Source organism: Gelidibacter salicanalis, assembly GCF_007997285.1.
Lineage (GTDB): Bacteria > Bacteroidota > Bacteroidia > Flavobacteriales > Flavobacteriaceae > Gelidibacter > Gelidibacter salicanalis.
The window spans coordinates 492,017-510,222 of record NZ_VORX01000002.1 but is presented as its reverse complement, the minus strand read 5'-3'; the positions used below and the strand labels follow the sequence as shown (position 1 = coordinate 510,222).

20 protein-coding genes are annotated in these 18,206 nt (G+C 38.1%); 7 read left to right on the top strand and 13 right to left on the bottom strand.

What is annotated here, in order from left to right; genetic code table 11:
- Positions 1-288: 288 nt before the first annotated feature.
- From ES711_RS05320 to ES711_RS05300, 5 genes are all read right to left on the bottom strand, one after another.
- Positions 289-579 (bottom strand): twin-arginine translocase TatA/TatE family subunit, encoded by a 291-nt coding sequence (locus tag ES711_RS05320; protein WP_146891019.1) that lies wholly within the window; start codon positions 577-579, stop codon positions 289-291.
- Between the two features lie 83 nt (positions 580-662).
- On the bottom strand, positions 663-2,969 hold the full coding sequence (locus ES711_RS05315; protein ID WP_146891016.1) for a M1 family metallopeptidase: 2,307 nt from the start codon (positions 2,967-2,969) through the stop codon (positions 663-665).
- A gap of 68 nt (positions 2,970-3,037) precedes the next feature.
- Positions 3,038-3,538, bottom strand: coding sequence for a DUF6702 family protein (locus ES711_RS05310; RefSeq protein WP_146891013.1), 501 nt, complete (start codon positions 3,536-3,538; stop codon positions 3,038-3,040).
- Between the two features lie 60 nt (positions 3,539-3,598).
- Positions 3,599-4,183 (bottom strand): hypothetical protein, encoded by a 585-nt coding sequence (locus ES711_RS05305; RefSeq protein WP_146891010.1) that lies wholly within the window; start codon positions 4,181-4,183, stop codon positions 3,599-3,601.
- 175 nt (positions 4,184-4,358) lie between these two features.
- Positions 4,359-5,171 carry a carboxypeptidase-like regulatory domain-containing protein gene (locus ES711_RS05300; protein WP_146891008.1) on the bottom strand — a complete coding sequence of 271 codons (813 nt, stop codon included), beginning with the start codon at positions 5,169-5,171 and terminating at the stop codon, positions 4,359-4,361.
- A 208-nt stretch (positions 5,172-5,379) separates the two neighbouring features.
- Between ES711_RS05300 and pepE the strand changes: the two genes are divergently transcribed.
- Complete coding sequence (gene pepE, locus ES711_RS05295; protein WP_146891006.1) at positions 5,380-6,087, top strand: dipeptidase PepE; 708 nt, start codon at positions 5,380-5,382, stop codon at positions 6,085-6,087.
- Between the two features lie 229 nt (positions 6,088-6,316).
- Here the strand turns inward: pepE and ES711_RS05290 are convergent, their stop codons facing one another.
- Together ES711_RS05290 and ES711_RS05285 are read right to left on the bottom strand one after the other, a co-directional pair.
- On the bottom strand, positions 6,317-6,742 hold the full coding sequence (locus tag ES711_RS05290; RefSeq protein ID WP_146891003.1) for a GNAT family N-acetyltransferase: 426 nt from the start codon (positions 6,740-6,742) through the stop codon (positions 6,317-6,319).
- 203 nt (positions 6,743-6,945) lie between these two features.
- Positions 6,946-7,329: an ankyrin repeat domain-containing protein gene (locus ES711_RS05285; protein ID WP_146891000.1), complete on the bottom strand. Its 384-nt coding sequence runs from the start codon at positions 7,327-7,329 to the stop codon at positions 6,946-6,948.
- A gap of 241 nt (positions 7,330-7,570) precedes the next feature.
- On the opposite strand from ES711_RS05285, the gene gpmI reads away from it, so the two are divergent.
- On the top strand, positions 7,571-9,088 hold the full coding sequence (gpmI, locus tag ES711_RS05280) for a 2,3-bisphosphoglycerate-independent phosphoglycerate mutase (RefSeq protein ID WP_146890998.1): 1,518 nt from the start codon (positions 7,571-7,573) through the stop codon (positions 9,086-9,088).
- Between the two features lie 55 nt (positions 9,089-9,143).
- The gene (locus ES711_RS05275; protein ID WP_146890996.1) at positions 9,144-9,551 is read left to right on the top strand and encodes a BT0820 family HAD-type phosphatase; all 408 of its coding nucleotides are present in this window, start codon (positions 9,144-9,146) and stop codon (positions 9,549-9,551) included.
- Between the two features lie 3 nt (positions 9,552-9,554).
- On the opposite strand, the gene ES711_RS05270 is transcribed toward ES711_RS05275, so the two are convergent.
- Positions 9,555-10,826 carry an acetyl-CoA hydrolase/transferase family protein gene (locus ES711_RS05270; protein WP_146890993.1) on the bottom strand — a complete coding sequence of 424 codons (1,272 nt, stop codon included), beginning with the start codon at positions 10,824-10,826 and terminating at the stop codon, positions 9,555-9,557.
- A gap of 122 nt (positions 10,827-10,948) precedes the next feature.
- On the opposite strand from ES711_RS05270, the gene map reads away from it, so the two are divergent.
- From map to ES711_RS05255, 3 genes are read left to right on the top strand one after another with little or no spacing between them, the layout of a single operon-like run.
- Entirely contained in the window at positions 10,949-11,767 is an 819-nt protein-coding gene (gene map / locus ES711_RS05265; protein ID WP_146890990.1) for a type I methionyl aminopeptidase, read from the top strand.
- Between the two features lie 48 nt (positions 11,768-11,815).
- Positions 11,816-12,193: a GxxExxY protein gene (locus ES711_RS05260; RefSeq protein ID WP_146890987.1), complete on the top strand. Its 378-nt coding sequence runs from the start codon at positions 11,816-11,818 to the stop codon at positions 12,191-12,193.
- 37 nt (positions 12,194-12,230) lie between these two features.
- Positions 12,231-12,995: a class I SAM-dependent methyltransferase gene (locus tag ES711_RS05255; protein WP_146890984.1), complete on the top strand. Its 765-nt coding sequence runs from the start codon at positions 12,231-12,233 to the stop codon at positions 12,993-12,995.
- 218 nt (positions 12,996-13,213) lie between these two features.
- Here the strand turns inward: ES711_RS05255 and ES711_RS05250 are convergent, their stop codons facing one another.
- Together ES711_RS05250 and ES711_RS05245 are read right to left on the bottom strand one after the other, a co-directional pair.
- A complete protein-coding gene (locus ES711_RS05250; RefSeq protein ID WP_146890982.1) occupies positions 13,214-14,239 on the bottom strand; it encodes an FAD:protein FMN transferase in 1,026 nt (341 codons plus the stop codon).
- Positions 14,240-14,245: 6 nt separating this feature from the next.
- The gene (locus ES711_RS05245; RefSeq protein ID WP_146890979.1) at positions 14,246-14,623 is read right to left on the bottom strand and encodes a Na(+)-translocating NADH-quinone reductase subunit F; all 378 of its coding nucleotides are present in this window, start codon (positions 14,621-14,623) and stop codon (positions 14,246-14,248) included.
- 213 nt (positions 14,624-14,836) lie between these two features.
- Between ES711_RS05245 and ES711_RS05240 the strand changes: the two genes are divergently transcribed.
- Entirely contained in the window at positions 14,837-15,298 is a 462-nt protein-coding gene (locus ES711_RS05240; RefSeq protein WP_146890977.1) for a Na(+)-translocating NADH-quinone reductase subunit F, read from the top strand.
- A gap of 124 nt (positions 15,299-15,422) precedes the next feature.
- Here the strand turns inward: ES711_RS05240 and nqrF are convergent, their stop codons facing one another.
- The 3 genes from nqrF to ES711_RS05225 all read right to left on the bottom strand — a co-directional run bounded on the left by nqrF (position 15,423) and on the right by ES711_RS05225 (position 18,204).
- The gene (nqrF, locus tag ES711_RS05235) at positions 15,423-16,730 is read right to left on the bottom strand and encodes an NADH:ubiquinone reductase (Na(+)-transporting) subunit F (RefSeq protein WP_146891546.1); all 1,308 of its coding nucleotides are present in this window, start codon (positions 16,728-16,730) and stop codon (positions 15,423-15,425) included.
- Positions 16,731-16,734: 4 nt separating this feature from the next.
- Entirely contained in the window at positions 16,735-17,469 is a 735-nt protein-coding gene (nqrE, locus tag ES711_RS05230; RefSeq protein ID WP_146890974.1) for an NADH:ubiquinone reductase (Na(+)-transporting) subunit E, read from the bottom strand.
- Positions 17,470-17,553: 84 nt separating this feature from the next.
- Positions 17,554-18,204 carry an NADH:ubiquinone reductase (Na(+)-transporting) subunit D gene (locus ES711_RS05225; protein WP_146890971.1) on the bottom strand — a complete coding sequence of 217 codons (651 nt, stop codon included), beginning with the start codon at positions 18,202-18,204 and terminating at the stop codon, positions 17,554-17,556.
- Positions 18,205-18,206 lie beyond the last annotated feature (2 nt).

Sequence of the window (18,206 nt, the reverse complement as noted above, 5' to 3'; positions counted from 1 at the left end):
TATCTACATAAACTTCTAATTAATTTTCAATTCTATTAGAACGCATAAGCCAGCACTATGACCATAGCTAGAACTGCTAACATACGAGAATTATAGTGAAAGCTTATTTTAATCTTCTTTTCACTTATCCTTGAGCCCAATTTAAAAATTTAAGAATGCAGACAGTGAAGATACCTTGGATATTTAATTAAAATGGACTAGCCGTCTAAAAATGATAAATAATCACAGCGAAATGAATCTTTTTATAGATTCATACTAAAATTTTAGTAAATTTTTATTGGAAACGAATTACAGCTTTCGTTTTATGGAGCCTACACTATCCTCAACCTCATCCTTAACTTTCTGAATTTCATCAGTAATAGATTTGGAATATTCGGAAGGATCGATGCCATGCTTTTCTGAGGTTTTAGTAATCTCAGATTTTAGGTCATTTGTAGCATCTCTCAGTGAGCGCATGCCTTTACCCATACCCTTTGCGATATCAGGAACTTTATCAGCACCAAAAACCATCACCACTATAAATAGGATGAACATGATCTCAGTGGTCCCAATAAATAAAAATGTTGTATGTAGTATCACAATGCAAATATAGTGACTTGTTTTGAATAGAATAAAAAAGCCGACTGTAAATTCGTCGGCTGTTTTAGTTAAAGTTTTGAATGTTACTCTTGAACTTTGCTTTTGAAACTATCAAACTGACTAGTTTCAGCTTTTTGTGGCCAAGTGTTATTAGAAGGATCAATGTCTGCAGTTTCCGCACGAGGATCAACCACTATTGAGGCAATTTCCTTTTGTGATGCAATGGCCTTGCTGACTTGCTTATCATTTAATCTCCAAACCTCTGCTGGATAGGTTTCTGTTTTTGAAGTGCCATCAACATAATTATATTCAACTATAATTGGCATTACCAAGCCTCCTGGTTTTTCGAATGTGACGTTATAAAAATACTTAGGTGTTTGAATGTTTTTGCGTTCTGCTTCCGTAAAATTATCCATCAAATATTCTTGAAGTGAGGGAATATCTTTCGCTTGAATCCCATTTCTCATAGCTTCTGTTAACTCATCACTACCATCTTCAACCATATACACCATTGGTTCTAAAGTATCCATATCCAAATTTCTCCTTTTCGCTACATCCCTTATATATTGGTTAGGTTCTGAGGATACATAAAATTTGGTCACTTCCTTTATGCCTATATCTACCCAATCTGTAGTATAAAACCAACCTCTCCAATACCAATCCAAATCTATTGCCGAGGCATCTTCCATAGTGCGGAAAAAATCTTCTGGAGTGGGGTGTTTAAACTTCCATCGGTGTGCATATTCTTTAAAGGCATAGTCAAACAACTCACGGCCCATAACCGTTTCTCTTAGAATATTGAGGGCAGTCGCAGGTTTTCCATAAGCATTATTTCCAAATTGGTAGGTATTTAAACCTTTGCTCATAATGGGCGCAATATAATCTTGATTGCCTTCCATGTAAGGAATGATGTTTGCAGCAGGCCCACGACGTGACGGAAAGGTTTTATGCTCTGGCGACAACGCATCCGGATACCATTCGCCAAAATCCTGTTCTGCAACATACTGTAAAAACGTATTTAAACCTTCGTCCATCCACGTCCATTGACGCTCATCGCTGTTAACGATCATCGGAAAAAAGTTATGCCCCACTTCATGAATGATGACTCCCATCATCCCGTATTTTACACGGTCACTATACGTGCCGTCTTTTTCGGGACGTCCATAATTCCAACAAATCATTGGGTATTCCATACCCTGTCTTTGGGCATGTACTGATATGGCTTTATGATAAGGATAATCAAAAGTCATTCGTGAATAGGATTTTAAGGTGCTTGCTACAGCTTTCGTAGACCATTCTTCCCATAACGGATTCCCTTCTTTAGCGTATAAGGACACGGCCATAACGTCTTTATCGCCTACTTTAACGGCCATCATATCCCAGATATATTTTCGTGAAGAAGCAAAACCAAAATCACGCACATTTTCAGCATATAACTTCCAAGTCTTTTTAGCTTTAGATCGGCTTTTTTCTGCCTTTTCCGCTTCAGCCTGTGTCACAATCATCACCGGTGTATCGTAGGATTTTTTAGCCTTTTCGTAGCGCTCCAACATTGTTTTTGAAAACATTTCCTTTCTATTCATCAATTTTCCGGTGGCATCCAAAATATGATCTGCAGGAACCGTAATATTTACTTCAAAATTTCCAAATGGCAATGCAAACTCGTCACGACCCCAAAATTGAGAATTTTGCCATCCTTCAACATCATTATAGACGGCCATGCGCGGGTAAAATTGTGCAATGACGTAAGCTCTATTCCCATCTTCAGGAAAATATTCGTAACCTGAACGGCCACCATCTTTAACGTGATTATTGATATTATACCACCACTTAATACCAAATGAGAATTGCTCTCCAGATTTTAAAGCTTGTGGCAATTCAACCCGCATCATCGTTTGGTTGATGGTGTGCTGCAACGGCTTACCATTTGTTTCTTTGACTTCTAAAATATGGAATCCACCGTCAAAAGGATCCTCTAAATACGCTGAAGCAAATTGCTCAGTTGTCGCCGCTTTGGCCACACCACTACTTTCAATTAGTGGCGATTTTGAATCTTTTGCACGCTGATTTTGATCTAACTGCACCCACAAATACGTCAGCACATCGGGAGAATTATTAGTATAGGTTATCACCTCATCCCCATGGATTTTTGCGGTTTCATCATCCAATTCAATATTCATCTTATAATCGGCCTGTTGTTGGTAATATGCATGACCAGGAGCTCCCGAAGCAGCTCGGTACATATTAGGCGTTGAGAATTCAGTATATAATTGACGGAATTTATTGGTATTGACATGTCCGGGTTTTCGTTCTTGTTTGGTGTCATTCTGCGCAAACGTCTGCACGGTGATAGACAATAGGAAGAGGCACAATAGATTAAATGATTTCATCAGTAAGAATTATGTGTATGATAATAAGTTTGAAATGTAATTAATTTGAAACGATCTGATAAGGTTTGTTAAAATTTTAACATAGCTTTATTATTCTGTTGCATGAGGATGAAACTCTTTTTTTCATTGTTAATATTGAGTTTTACGATGTTTTGTTGGTCAGTAAAACTATCAAATAGTAAAGCATTAGAAATTTCAAATGTTTTAATGTCCCTAATTCCAGTTACCTCCAAATAGCAAAAAAGGATATCGTTATCATACTCTTTTCCGATAAATTTAAATTCCACAGGTTTGCCGTTAATAGTGATGGTTATTTTATTCTTTAAATAGCGTTGCAAATACACCTCTACCTCTTCGGCTTCGTTTTTAGGAGAAAATGTCAGTCTCTTTTCAAAGCGTTTGCGGAGGGTATTTTCCAGATCATCTATAAAAATTCGGGAGATAATCTGTATAGACTCTTGTTCCTTTACATATTCCACTTCAGTGACACTGACATAAAATTTATGTACACTCACGGACATTAAAACGGGTAAAACAAAGGCTAAAACAAGTAATTTAATAGTTTTCATAGGATATTTCAATTTCCAAAAATAAAGGTTTCGCTTGCAAAAAACAGTCAAATAATCAATTCAATTTTTTTGAGAACGTAAAATATCTTTATAAGATTTTAATTTAGCCTCCAGAAATTCAAATGTCTCCAAGCCATTATTCACTTTACAAACACGTTCAAATCTTAAGTCATCTTGACAATAATAGAAAAATTCTATTCTCAAACTTTCATCTAAATTAGATTTGGCGAAAAGAATTTCCGAAAATTGAGATTTTAATTTATCAAGGCAATTATCCAGCCTTTCCAAGCTTACTTGATTCTTAAGTTCATTCGTACGCCCAGAAATAGCATTTAAGATCGGATTTAAAGGAATAAAACCACCACCAGAAGTAGCTTCATACAAGCGTCTTTCTGATTGTGTTTTTGGTTTTCCTGTATACCCAGGAATGCCTAAATTAAAAAAATTTACTTCTGGCTTTATCGGTGTATTTTTCAAATCGAAAATCAAATCTCCAGTAAGTATTTTTCCGACCACGACCTCATCTAAAATAGTTACCAATTCTTCTAAGTATACCGTAAGATTCTGCGAATCAGCTATAACTTTAGTAATTACTATTTCTTTAGGCTGGTAAGAAATTCCTGAAAAAAGGATGGTATCATTCAATTTGGCCGAAATTGTAAATTGTCCAGTACTATTTGATATGTTAAACCTACTGGCTGATGTATTGATAACATGAATACCATCAACGTCACCCGGTGCCACGATCTGTCCCTTAAAATCGACCAATTGACCAAAAGAAAATTGAAAATAAAAAAGGGTTAGAAAAAGGACTAAACACTTACTCCTCTGTATCATTTTTTGCTAAAAATTCTTTACTCTTTTGGCTGATAAATTCTAGAAATTGAAATTCCTTTCCTGAATTTAGGAGGGAATAATCTAAACCTTCCTCTTCAACATACTTAATAAATTCCTCTACTTTAGGCTCTGGAATATTAAAATTTTCCACTAAAAACTTGGTGCTATAAAGTTCAGTAAAGTCGTCATAAGACATTTCGTTTAGAGCTTCTTCCCTAGTGTCTTTCTTTTTTGTCTTAAAAATTGGCCGTAGAAATAATTCTACGATTCCAATGACATCAAAACCATACTGGATATTATTTCCGGTTCCGGGCATCGCGATATTGACCACCTTCGATTTATAATCATCAGGAAATTCATAATCGTTCATATTGGCCAAACCGAAGTAAATAGCATCTAAATCTGGATTGAATGTTTTGACACTTTCAATATCTACCAGTAAATTTCCCGTCAGGTCATAAGGCAGAATAATAATTTCGTCCAATTTATTCACTTTTTCCACTAAAAACACGGTCATGCTTCTCGTCTTTATAATGTTGTCATCTATAGTCACGGTAAAATCTTGAAACAACAAAGCGCGCACCTCAATGATGTCGTTTAGAGCAACATTGATTGTAAACATTCCCGATTCATCTGTGAGCGTCCCTTTTTTGGACGACGAATTGTATATGGTAATATTCTCTAAGTCGCTATTTTCTACTACAATCTTACCTGAGATCTCAACGCGTTTAATAGTTTGGGCAGTCACCATGAATAGTGGCATGATAAGAAGAAGGTACAGTAAAGCTGTTTTCATAAGTTGATTGTTTAGTTAGGATTATAAAGAAAGTTTGAACTCTCTTAATTAAAGTGTAAAACCTGTTTAAACTTTTGTTAAAGTAGTAGATTACTTAAATTTACAACAAAATATTTGAGATTGTTGACCTAATCGCAATGTAATGGTACTTTTAGTGACGAATTTTCCACTATTATATACCCACTAAATCTCCTAAAAAATTCAAAATATGAAACAGATGATGATTGCTAGTACGTCCACCGTTCATGGCAGCGGATACTTGAGTTACCTTTTAGACACGCTCTCCTCTTTTTTTAAGGACACGGGAGCCATTCTTTTTATTCCCTATGCCCGACCGGGCGGAATTAGCCACGATGATTATACCCAAATCGCTAAAGATGCCTTTTCACAAATTGGAAAAGAGGTTAAAGGCATTCATGAATTTGATAATCCGAAGGGAGCCTTAAAACAAGCGAAAGGCATTTTTGTTGGTGGAGGTAATACCTTTGTGTTGGTCAATCAGCTTTACAAGAATGATTTGATTGGCACACTGCAAGAAGTAATTCAAAACGGAACACCTTATTTAGGCACAAGTGCAGGGAGCAATATTTGCGGTCTTACAATTAACACCACCAACGATATGCCCATTGTTTACCCGCCGAGTTTTAAGGTTTTAGCTATGGTGCCTTTTAATATCAATCCGCACTATTTAGATCCTGACCCCGGTAGCAAGCATATGGGAGAAACACGAGAGACACGGATTCAGGAATTTCATGCTTATAACTCGCCACCGGTAATTGGGCTTCGCGAAGGTAGTTGGCTTGAAGTGAAGGGCGATTCCATAGTGTTAAGAGGCGAATTGGATGCTCGGATTTTTAAATACCATACAACACCTTATGAAGTGAAGACGGGGACAGATTTGAGTGGGTTGAAGTAGATTGGGTTTGGGGTGTGAGGTGTGAGGTGTGAGGATTGGGGGTTAGTATTTAGAATTATGTACTGAGTATTCAGACAGTACCCCTGAGTAAAGGAATGATTTCAATTGCCTCACTAAGCTGAAATTGTTTTAGAAGATTTATTCTTGATAGATAACATAGCCAGCATCTTGATTTAGACCATTTGTGTTAATTCGTGTAATTCGTGTCAGAAAACAAAATGGTTACTGCCTAAATCTTCTTTAAAAAATGATAGCCTAAGATCTCAAAACCTTCATTATAATAGAATTTGTGCGATGGATAGTTTTGTACATAGGTATTGAGTTCTACAGCTTGACATCCTTTTTGCGTGACATAATCATAAATAATCTTCATAAACTGCTTGCCCAAGCCCTTTTTCCTGTAGCCGTCTTCTATAAAAACATGGTCCAATTCGACACTTCTTCCCGAATAGTGACGTGTACAAAACCACATCCCTGCAATCCCGATGAGCTTATCACGATCAAATATTGCGGCACACTCATAATTTTGGGTAACCATCTCCGCAAAACGTTGTTTTAAAACGGCTTCAGAGGTCTTGTGTTCCGTAAGTTTTAACATCAACGGCATGATGGAATTAATATTAGCGGGCTCGATAATTTTAAACGTAATAGGCATATTCTACATTTTTGGGTAAAATTAAATAAATTCCCTCAACATGAGCCCTCGTGCGTAATTGATTTGTGCCTCAGATCATAAAAGCATGGTGGGTTCCCCTTAATCATAACTTCATTTATATCAATACCATCAGACATCAGTCCCTAAAATTAAAAAGCCTCTTAAAATTAAGAAGCTCTTTTGGCAAGCACCTTTTAAGGAAGCTAAGATTTTGTAGCTAAATACGCTAAGGCATCTGTTGCTTTTGATTGTTTTGCATAGTCCACCGCGGTTAATCCTTTTTCAGATTTCTTTTTGAGATTTGCGCCATGATTTACTAAAATTTTCAAAATCTCAGTCTTGTTGTATTTAGCGGCGTACATGGCTGGGGTCATCCCATTGGATGTCGCATTGACGTCAGCCCCTAACTCAATTAATTTTTTAACCGTAGCTACATCACCTTTAACAATGGACATACAAAACGGATTGACTTCAACCTTTGTTTTGATGAAGCTTGTAAACGCAACCTCCTTTACGTGGTTTGCGGCATTAGAAGTGTGGATTGCAAATCCTAATGCAATTGCTGAAATAATGATTGTTTTTTTCATGATGAAAGAGTTTGATTATTAAAAAAAGACGATTGGCAATCCAAACTGTTACATTATTTTTACTTAAACAGTTTAATTTTAACATAGTAAGATTAAACCAACCTTAATGTAAGAATGCAATAAATCATCCATTATGTGAGATAGCAACTGCTTTTCGGAATATTTAATTTTCGGATTTTGAGGACATTTTGATAGCCATTAGGTTTTAAACTTTTATCTTTGAACCTCAAATTTAAACAGCATGAACAAGAAAGTCATCCTCATGATTCTTGACGGTTGGGGAAAATCTCCAGACCCAAAAGTATCCGCCATAGATAACGCACACACACCTTTTATCGACTCCTTATATCACAATTACCCAAGTGCCTCTTTAAGAACTGATGGCCTCCATGTAGGATTGCCAGAAGGTCAGATGGGAAATAGCGAAGTAGGTCACATGAATTTGGGTGCGGGAAGAATTGTTTATCAAGATTTGGTGAAAATTAATTTAGCGGTAGAGAATCATACCCTCGCTCAGGAAAAGGCCTTAGTAGATGCTTTTACCTATGCCAAAGAGAACAAGAAACCTGTACACCTTTTAGGTTTGTTGAGTGATGGCGGGGTACATTCTCACATCAAGCATTTGTTTGGACTGCTTGATGCCGCAAAATCATATGATCTTGACGATGTTTATGTACATGCATTTACTGACGGGCGTGATGTCGATCCGAAATCGGGTTTAGGCTATATAGCTCAACTTCAAAATCACCTTCAAGAATCATCAGCGGAATTGGCGACCGTGACCGGACGGTATTATGCCATGGACCGCGATAAGCGCTGGGAACGTGTAAAATTGGCTTATGATGCCTTGGTTAATGGAATAGGTGAAGCTTCAACGGATGCCATTCAAACGATACAAAAAAGTTATGACCATGACATTACGGATGAATTCATTCAGCCCATCGTCATGACCGATTACAATGGACTTCCAAAAACGACTATTAAGGATGGAGACGTAGTAATTTTCTTCAATTTCAGAACGGACCGAGGACGCCAGTTAACAGAAGCGCTTTCGCAATATGATTTTCATGAACAAAACATGCATAAACTTGATTTATATTATGTTACCATGACTAATTATGACGAGGTCTTTACGGGAATTAACGTCGTCTTTGAAAAAGATAATCTTACTGAAACGTTAGGTGAAGTATTGGAGAAACACCATAAAAAGCAAATTCGGATTGCAGAGACTGAAAAATATCCGCACGTGACCTTTTTCTTTTCTGGCGGACGGGAAATTCCGTTTGATGGTGAGAAACGTATTTTACGAAACTCCCCCAAAGTGGCTACTTACGACCTACAACCAGAAATGAGTGCTTTTGAACTTCGTGACGCTTTACTTCCAGAATTGGAACGTGAAGAGGTTGATTTTGTATGCCTCAACTTTGCTAACGGTGATATGGTTGGGCACACCGGCGTTATGGAGGCTGCCATTAAAGCGTGTGAAGCTGTTGATGTTGTTGTACGAGACGTTGTCACTACAGCCTTGGCCCACAATTACACCACCTTATTGATTGCGGATCACGGAAATTGTGAAACCATGATCAACCCAGATGGGTCTCCAAACACCGCACACACCACCAATCCGGTGCCCATTATTTTAATTGATAAGGAATTAAAACATATTGACGACGGAGTTCTAGGTGATTTGGCGCCCACCATTTTAAAACTGATGGGCGTACCAAAGCCAGCTATTATGACGCGCCACCCATTAGTTTAATCACTTAGGTTTACAATGAATTTATTGTAATTTTAACCCCCAAAGCTATGAACCTATGAATTTTCAGGACAGACTTATCATTGCTGTAGATTTTGACGGCACCATTGTGGAAGATCGGTATCCAGGGATTGGAAAACCTCGCATTTTCGCTTTTGAAACGCTAAAGCGTCTTCAAGAAGATGGGCATCGTTTAATTTTATGGACCTACAGGTGTGGCAAAAGTTTGGATGAGGCCGTAGCTTTCTGTAAAGACAATGGTATCACGTTTTACGCTGTTAATAACAGTTTTCCTGAAGAGCAATTTGACCAGACAAAAAGCCGAAAAATTAATGCCGATCTTTTTATTGATGATCGCAATATCGGAGGTGTCCTAGGTTGGGGCGAAATTTATCAAATGATTACTGATGAGGAACCAAATATTCCTATCCCACGAAAAAAAGGCTTATTTGCATTTTTCAGATAAGGATTAATGCCGCAATAAGTCAAAATAATGCCGGTCTATAGCCTCTTGATGGTTGGGATGGGAGATGCCCACCAAAGCTTTCACTCTATTCTTGATTGTTTTTCCGTATAATTCTGCAATTCCATATTCGGTTACCACATAGTTGACGTGCGCGCGAGTGGTGACTACGCCAGCGCCAGGTTTTAGACTGGGTACAATTCTACTAATTCCGGATGCGGTTTGGGAAGGAAGTGCAATAATGGCTTTCCCACCTTCACTTAAAGAGGCGCCTCTTATAAAATCCATTTGTCCGCCTACACCTGAGTACATCTGTGAGCCAATAGAATCTGCACATACCTGCCCCGTTACATCTACCTCAATGGCAGAATTTATCGCTACCATTCGCGGATTTTGTTTAATGATGGATACATCATTAGTATAATTGGAGGCGCGCATTTCTATAAACGGATTATCATCTACATAATCGTACAACCGCTTGGATCCCATTAAAAATGTAGCCAAGGCTCTACCTCTATTGATGTGTTTATAATTGCCATTAATCACATTCTTTAATATCAGATCAATGACGCCATCACTAAACATTTCAGTATGCAAACCTAAATCCTGATGATTGAGCAATCGGGTCAAAACCGCATTTGGAATACTCCCAATCCCCATTTGCAAGGTGCTTCTGTCATCAATTAAACTGGCAACAAAATCGCCTATCTTTCCTTCTATAGCAGTAGGCTCAGAAAGTTCATGAACTGGCAATGGCTCATCACAATCAACAAACGCATCAATTTCATTCATATGAATAATACCAGCACCGTGAGTTCGAGGCATTTGTTTATTCACTTGTGCAATCACATATTTGGCATTGTCAATGGCAGCCAAAGTCGCTTCCACAGATACACCAAGCGAACAATACCCATGTCTGTCAGGGACTGAGACATGAATGAGCACCACATCCAATTCCAAAATGCGGCGCTTAAAAAGTAAGGGCAATTCACTCAAAAATACAGGGGTATAAGATCCGTTTCCGGCTTTTATGGTATGCCTCACATTCTTACCTATAAAAAAGCAATTGACGTGAAAACTTTCGCGGAATTCCGGGTTGGCATAAGGCGCTTCGCCTTCGGTATGCAATTGGCAAATTTCTACATTTCTAAGTTCCTCATGCCGGTGAGCAAGAGCATTTATGAGCAACTGCGGTGCAGCGGCTGCTGCTTGAATATAAATACGATCATTTGATTTTACAGCCTTTAAAGCTTCTTCTGCAGAAACAGATTTGTACATAATACCTGAATTTAATTACAAAACTATTCAACAAAATCGAGTAAAAAACTGTCGAAAGTCATGTTTTCAAAAAATGTCCATCCTATTTATTTTAAGTATCTTTGCCACTAATTTTTTCTACAATGATCATACAAAAAACACGAGAAGAGATAGAATTGATGCGAGAAAGCGCGCTCATCGTTTCCAAAACTTTAGGAATGTTAGCCAAGGAATTGAAACCTGGGGTGACCACTATGCAATTGGATAAGATGGCGGAAGAATTTATTCGCGCACAAGGTGCTATTCCTGGATTTTTAGGTCTTTATGATTGTCCATCCACCTTACTTTGTAGTACGAATGAAGCCGTTGTTCATGGACTCCCAACTGATATCCCATTAAAGGAGGGCGACGTGGTAGCAATAGATTGTGGAGCCATAAAGAATGAATTTTATGGTGACCATGCCTACACCTTCGAAATTGGTGAAGTAGCTCCCGAAACAAAAAAACTTTTGCAAATTACCAAGGAATCATTGTATGTGGGCATTAGAGAGCTGAAATTAGGCAATCGTGTGGGTGATGTTGGTTACGCCATTCAGAATTATTGCGAGGCTGAAGGTTACGGTGTGGTGCGAGAGTTGGTGGGTCATGGTTTGGGCAAGAAAATGCACGAAGATCCGGAAATGCCTAATTATGGCAAACGCGGTCGTGGTAAGAAATTTATTGAAGGCATGGTGGTAGCCATTGAACCGATGATCAATTTAGGCACACATCGTATCAAACAGTTGGATGACGGTTGGACGATTGTGACTCTAGATGGTAAACCTAGCGCACATTTTGAGCATGATGTCGCCATCATTGATGGAAAGCCGGAGATTCTCTCTACGTTTGGGTATGTTTATGAGGCCTTGGGGATTGTGTCTGATGAGGAAGATGAGTTTAGGCAAAATACATTAGTTCTGTAGAATTTTCACAGAGATACGCGGAGATTTCACAGAGATACACGAAGATATATGAACGACAAATTGACTGAACGGATAATTGGAGCAGCTATAGAAGTTCATAAAGCGTTGGGGCCTGGATTGTTGGAGTCCGCGTATCAGAAGTGTTTGTTTTTTGAACTCAAGACGCAAGGCTTCGAAGTTCAGCAAGAAATTCCGTTACCCATCATTTACAAAGATATTAAACTTGACCATGGTTACCGTATTGACTTATTAGTCGAAAATGAAGTGGTCATAGAGATAAAAACCGTCGAAAAATTTACTGATGTGCATTATGCACAAATATTAACCTATTTAAAATTAGGGCATTTTCCTAAAGGATTGCTTATTAATTTTCACACCAAATTATTAACCACAGGCATTAAACGCTTCATTAATTCACCTCTGTGAAACTCTGCGTTATCTCTGTGAATCTCTGTGACCTATTTTGAAGACACTCTTTAAATTAATCCTCAACACCATCCCAAGGCCCATCCTGATCCGGTTGAGCTACGTGGCACGTCCTGTTTTAGCATTCTTTCTTAAAGGTGACCAGTACACGGATCCTATAGATGGCAAGAGCTTTAAAACTTTTTTACCTTATGGTTATGGCACCCAACGCAACAATGTACTGTCTCCGTCAACATTAAGTCTGGAACGTCACCGTTTGTTATGGTTGTATCTTAAAAGTGACACTGATTTCTTTAGCGCTCCTAAAAAAGTGCTGCATTTTGCTCCTGAACAAGCATTCTACAAGCGTTTTAGAGCAATGAAACATTTAGATTATGTGACGACCGATTTAAATTCGCCGTTGGCAGATGTTAAGGCAGATATCTGCAATCTTCCGTTTAAGGACAATGAATTTGATGTTATTTTATGCAACCATGTATTGGAACATATTCCGGATGATACTAAAGCAATGCAAGAGTTGTATCGTGTTATGAAACCTGGCGGCTACGGTGTGTTTCAAATTCCTCAAGATTTGAGTAGAGCTGAGACCTTTGAAGATGATACGATCACGGATCAGAAAGAACGTGCTACTATTTTTGGTCAGTATGATCATGTACGGATTTATGGAAGGGATTATTTTGACAAACTGCGTTCTATTGGTTTTACAGTGGAGGAAGTTGATTATACATCAACGTTATCTGAATCTGAGGTGACGCAATTTTGTTTGGCGGAAGGAGAGATTATACCGGTGGTTCGGAAGTAAATGGTTGGGTTGTAAGCCAAATTGGTATTCTGGGTTATGGGATTCCTCTTCGTTGGAATGACAAAACAATTGGCTTTAGAGTTGTCGTTTAATTAGAGGAATTTTTTAAAGCTCGGGTATGTGGTTCTTCCTTCGACGGAATTACAAAACTAATTGACTTAATGATGTCAGCGGTAAGTTGATTCCTTCTTAGTGGAAATAACAAACAAAGGACTGGGTTAATCTTCTGGGAAATTATTTAATGATAAGGTTTCTAATTCTTTTTGATCATTTTCAAAAATCAAAAACACTTTTATTTCGGGGTGTTGAGTAGTGAAAGCCTTTACTTTTTCAATTCCCATGGCTTTAAACGCGGTGGCATACGCATCAGCGGACATACAATCATTTGCTATAACTGAAATACTTAGCAAATTGGTTTTACTAGGGTAACCCGTCTTGGCATCGATGATGTGCGAATACCGATTACCCAAACTATCTGTTTTAAATTTTCTATAGGTTCCTGAGGTTGCCATCGCCTCATCATACAAGGAAATGGCTTTTAAAATGGACTGCTCCCCATCAAAGTGAGGCAATTCCACCCCCACTCGCCAAGGTTTTTGCTTTTCAAAATTTTGTCCTTTACATCTGATTTCGCCACCAATATCTACAATATAGTTAGAGATGTTTTGCGATTCAAGAAACTCCGCAATCACATCAACACCATAGCCTTTGGCAATCGCATTAAAATCAATAAAGGTCTCCGGATTTTCCTTATTGATAGCATTGTTGTTAAGCTGCACTTTGTCCAACCCTACTGAAAGCATCAAACTGTCTATTTTAAGACTATCTAAGGCCACGATAGATCCTTCAGGACCAAAATCCCACGCGTTTACCAAAACCCCTATGGTAGGGTCAAAAACCCCTTCAGTCTCCTTGAAAATCCGTTTTGAAGCATTAAACACAGTTTTAAAATGCGTATCAACCGTAAAGGCTTGATTATGGTTAATGTTTGAAATGTAAGAATCGGCTTGATAAGTAGACATTGACTTATTGATCACTTGAAACAGACTATCAATCTGCTTGTCAAAACTTGTAGAACTTTCTGAATAATATTGCACACCATATGATGTTCCAAAAACCTCTCCGCTAATAACTGTGTTCTTTGGTTCTTGTTGACATGACGTGAATAGAACAATGAACAGCAGACCAAGATAACCTCGCTGTGCATTAGAGAAATATTTTAAAAGATATCTTGTCGCTCGCATGGTCTTTTAATTCAAATTGGTTTCAACCACTTGGATCCCATTGTACTCAATAAGATATTCTTCGTCGAGATATACAGGCAGTTCCTCTCCGTCAGGATTGCCAAGACCAACACCGGCGTAAAGCACTTTTGCATCATTCTCACGCGCATGCTTTTTAAAGGTTTCCATCCAAATCATATCGAAATTATTTGGATTTTCAGGGAGTATGACTGCCCTGACAATCACAAAATAATATTGCTTATTCTTATCAATGCAAACAAATTGGGGGTGCTTTTTCAGTTTGCTGTTGATGGCTATAAATTCAAAGCCTCGCTGTTCTAAATCCTTTCCAACATGGTTCATGGCGAGGTTATGTAATTCCTGTAGTGTAAGTGCTTTGCTCATCCTACAAAAATACGCTTTTGCTAAGATAAGAACACGGTTCAGAAATAGAAATTAATGATCGTGAGATAAGTGTTTTCTAATGGTTCACCTTGAAATCTTAAAAGCGAGATCATGATTTGCAGCGGTGGAAACTCTGAGAATTGTGTTAAAAATTAGCGATGATTTCATTTGAGATCTGATTTTTAGTATCTTAATACTTTTAAACCTCTTGTTATGAACACTTCATACCGATTAGAACAAGCGATTAAAAAGCTGTACACTGCTTTTCATGCTAACACCCTACATCCCGAATGCTGTCAACAATGTGCGGTAGGAAATATTTTGGATAACACTGATGCATGGAAACATCTTTCCGACCAGCATGGCTCTAGCCGGTTAAATTATGTAGGTATTGTACATCAAAACCTCGGGAGGAAATTCAATGGGTACTCTCCTCTAGAACTTTTAAACATAGAAGCGACCTTCCTTAGAGCCTGTGGATATTCGTTACCCTTGCAAAAGCATGGAAAGAAGCCAAAAAAACCACAAGACAAGCACCTTCTTTTTGAAGGTTTAAGTGCTACAATTTCTTATTTATGCGCCTTGGATGGTGTTGAAAATGTCATGGATTATTCAAAACTATTTGAACGTAAAAATGGTCAACCGTGCCATCAGCTGGATGAGATCCTCGCATAAAAAAACCCGACACATTTGTATCGGGTTTTATAACTTCTGGTTTAGCAGAAATTTATAACACTAATTTAAGATTCAATTTTAAATTGGCAACGTCAAAGACGCTGTGAAATGTTCTAGTCATCGACTAGCCTCCAAAGTCATCAAATCTGATGTTCTCATCCGGAATTCCGAAGTCTTCACCCATTTTCTGAACCGCTTGGTTCATTAAAGGAGGCCCACAGAAATACAATTCGATATCTTCTGGTGCCTCATGGTGGTTCAGGTAATTATCTATCACACAATTGTGAATAAATCCTACGAAACCATCTCCAGGGGCATCAATGTTTTCTTTTACTTTCCAATTGTCTTCTTCCATTGGTTCAGACAATGCCAAGTAAAATTTAAAGTTTGGGAACTCTCTTTCCAATTCGCGGAAATGCTCTAAGTAGAACAACTCGCGCTTAGAACGGCCACCATACCAATAGGTTACTTTACGACCTGTTTTTAAAGTTTTGAAAAGGTGGTATAAGTGTGAACGCATTGGCGCCATACCAGCACCTCCACCAACATACAACATTTCTGAATCAGACTCGTTGATGAAGAACTCCCCATAAGGACCTGAAATAGTAACTTTATCTCCTTTTTTCTGATTGAAGATATAAGACGAAGCGATACCAGGATTGACGTCCATCCAACCATTTTTAGCACGGTCAAAAGGTGGTGTAGCAATACGCACATTTAACATCACTTCACGTCCTTCAGCAGGATAGGAAGCCATAGAATACGCACGCTCTACAGTTTCATCATTTTTCATAACTAATGGCCACAACTTAAATTTGTCCCATTCTGCTTGAAATTTATCTGGAGTCTCGTGTTCTTCAGGATGTGCTGTAATGTCCATATCTTCGAACTTTATAGTACATGGTGGAATTTCAATTTGAATATACCCACCAGCCTTATAGCCCATGTCTTCAGGAATTTCAACAACAAACTCTTTAATAAAAGAAGCGACATTATAATTTCTAACAACGGTTGCTTCCCATTTTTTAATCCCAAAAACTTCTTCAGGAATGGTGATTTCCATATCCTGTTTTACTTTTACCTGACATGATAAACGGACACCATGTGCCAATTCTTTTCTTGTAAAATGAGGCGTTTCCGTAGGAAGTGCTTCACCACCTCCAGACAGAACGTGGCATTCACATTGAATACATGTACCACCTCCACCACATGCTGATGGCAAGAAAATCTTTTCTGCGCTTAGCGTTTGTAGTAAACTGTTTCCGGAAGAAACTTCTATTTCGCGCTCACCATTGATCATGATCTTTACCGGACCAGATGGTGACAACTTCTGTTTTACAAATAGCAATAATGTTACCAATAATAGCGTAATTATTAAAAACGCTGCTACTGTTGCTAAAATGGTACCTAGGGTTCCTGCTGCTAATAAAATCATCTTATTCGTTTACTTTAGTGATGTTCAACGTTTGTTTATCTTCTACTGATTGTTCAACTTGAGACACTTCCTTGTCTCCTTCTTGGACAACAGTTCCTTTGGTCACTTCTGGCTCATCTCCACCAGTAAGCATTCCGCCAAAGCTCATAAAACCAATAGCCATTAATCCGGTAATGATAAATGTAATTCCTAATCCTCTTAAAGCTGGCGGAACATTTGAATATCTAATTTTTTCACGAATGGCTGCAATGGTTAAAATTGCTAAAAACCATCCAATACCAGAAGATACACCGTAATTAAATGCTAAGCCTAAGGTTGCAATATCTCTAGATTGCATAAATAACGATCCCCCTAAGATGGCACAGTTCACCGCAATTAAAGGTAAGAAAATACCTAATGAGTTATATAAAGATGGTGAGAATTTCTCTACAACGATCTCTACCAATTGTACCATGGTTGCAATGGTGGCGATAAACATGATAAAGGAAAGGAAACTCAAGTCGTAACTTGCATATTCTTCACCTAACCAGACTAGGGCACCTTCTTTTAATATATACTGATCCAACAACCAGTTTAAAGGCACGGTGATGGCCAATACGAAAATGACCGCAGCACCAAGACCCACTGCTGTAGCTACTTTTTTAGATACCGCAAGGTAAGAACACATCCCAAGGAAGGTTGCAAATACCATGTTATCTATAAATATCGATTTAAAAAATAATTCTATGTGTTCCATTTTTTATAGTCTTCAGTCCTCAGTTTACAGTTTTCAGAAGCGTTTAAATGCTTACTGGCGACTGTCAACTGCCAACTAATTAAATTAGTCTTCTATTAAATCTTTGTTTCTACTACGTTGGATCCAGATGATGATTCCAATAACGATCAAGGCCATTGGTGATAATAACATGAATCCGTTATTCTCGTATCCTAAGGCATATAATCCTGTAAGTTCACCTGGGATTGGGTTTCCTAACACAGGGAATCCCAATAAGGTTCCAGATCCTAATAATTCTCTGAAGAATCCTACAATAATTAAAATGATTCCGTAACCTGCAGCATTACCAATGCCGTCTAAGAACGCACGCCATGGTCCGTTTCCTAAAGCGAACGCTTCAAAACGTCCCATAATAATACAGTTGGTAATGATCAATCCTACGAATACTGAAAGCGTTTTACTCAATTCGTAAGCAAATGCTTTTAACACCTGATCTACAATAATTACCAAAGCAGCAACTACTACCAATTGTACGATAATTCTAATTTTAGATGGAATGATATTACGCATTAAGGATATTACCACGTTTCCAACGCCTAGTACAAACAATACAGAAACAGCCATAACTATGGAAGCTTTCAACTCTGCGGTAATAGCCAATGCTGAACAAATTCCGAGTACCTGAATGGTAATCGGATTATTATCTGCGAAAGGATCAGTAATTAATTTTGTATCTTTTTTTGATAAAAGTGCCATAG

Coding starts and splice junctions, on each gene's coding strand:
- ES711_RS05315 (WP_146891016.1), bottom strand. CDS start 2,969: ATGAAATCATTTAATCTATTGTGCCTCTTCCTATTGTCTATCACCGTG.
- ES711_RS05310 (WP_146891013.1), bottom strand. CDS start 3,538: ATGAAAACTATTAAATTACTTGTTTTAGCCTTTGTTTTACCCGTTTTA.
- ES711_RS05300 (WP_146891008.1), bottom strand. CDS start 5,171: ATGAAAACAGCTTTACTGTACCTTCTTCTTATCATGCCACTATTCATG.
- pepE (WP_146891006.1), top strand. CDS start 5,380: ATGAAACAGATGATGATTGCTAGTACGTCCACCGTTCATGGCAGCGGA.
- ES711_RS05290 (WP_146891003.1), bottom strand. CDS start 6,742: ATGCCTATTACGTTTAAAATTATCGAGCCCGCTAATATTAATTCCATC.
- ES711_RS05285 (WP_146891000.1), bottom strand. CDS start 7,329: ATGAAAAAAACAATCATTATTTCAGCAATTGCATTAGGATTTGCAATC.
- gpmI (WP_146890998.1), top strand. CDS start 7,571: ATGAACAAGAAAGTCATCCTCATGATTCTTGACGGTTGGGGAAAATCT.
- ES711_RS05275 (WP_146890996.1), top strand. CDS start 9,144: ATGAATTTTCAGGACAGACTTATCATTGCTGTAGATTTTGACGGCACC.
- ES711_RS05270 (WP_146890993.1), bottom strand. CDS start 10,826: ATGTACAAATCTGTTTCTGCAGAAGAAGCTTTAAAGGCTGTAAAATCA.
- map (WP_146890990.1), top strand. CDS start 10,949: ATGATCATACAAAAAACACGAGAAGAGATAGAATTGATGCGAGAAAGC.
- ES711_RS05260 (WP_146890987.1), top strand. CDS start 11,816: ATGAACGACAAATTGACTGAACGGATAATTGGAGCAGCTATAGAAGTT.
- ES711_RS05250 (WP_146890982.1), bottom strand. CDS start 14,239: ATGCGAGCGACAAGATATCTTTTAAAATATTTCTCTAATGCACAGCGA.
- ES711_RS05245 (WP_146890979.1), bottom strand. CDS start 14,623: ATGAGCAAAGCACTTACACTACAGGAATTACATAACCTCGCCATGAAC.
- ES711_RS05240 (WP_146890977.1), top strand. CDS start 14,837: ATGAACACTTCATACCGATTAGAACAAGCGATTAAAAAGCTGTACACT.
- nqrE (WP_146890974.1), bottom strand. CDS start 17,469: ATGGAACACATAGAATTATTTTTTAAATCGATATTTATAGATAACATG.
- ES711_RS05225 (WP_146890971.1), bottom strand. CDS start 18,204: ATGGCACTTTTATCAAAAAAAGATACAAAATTAATTACTGATCCTTTC.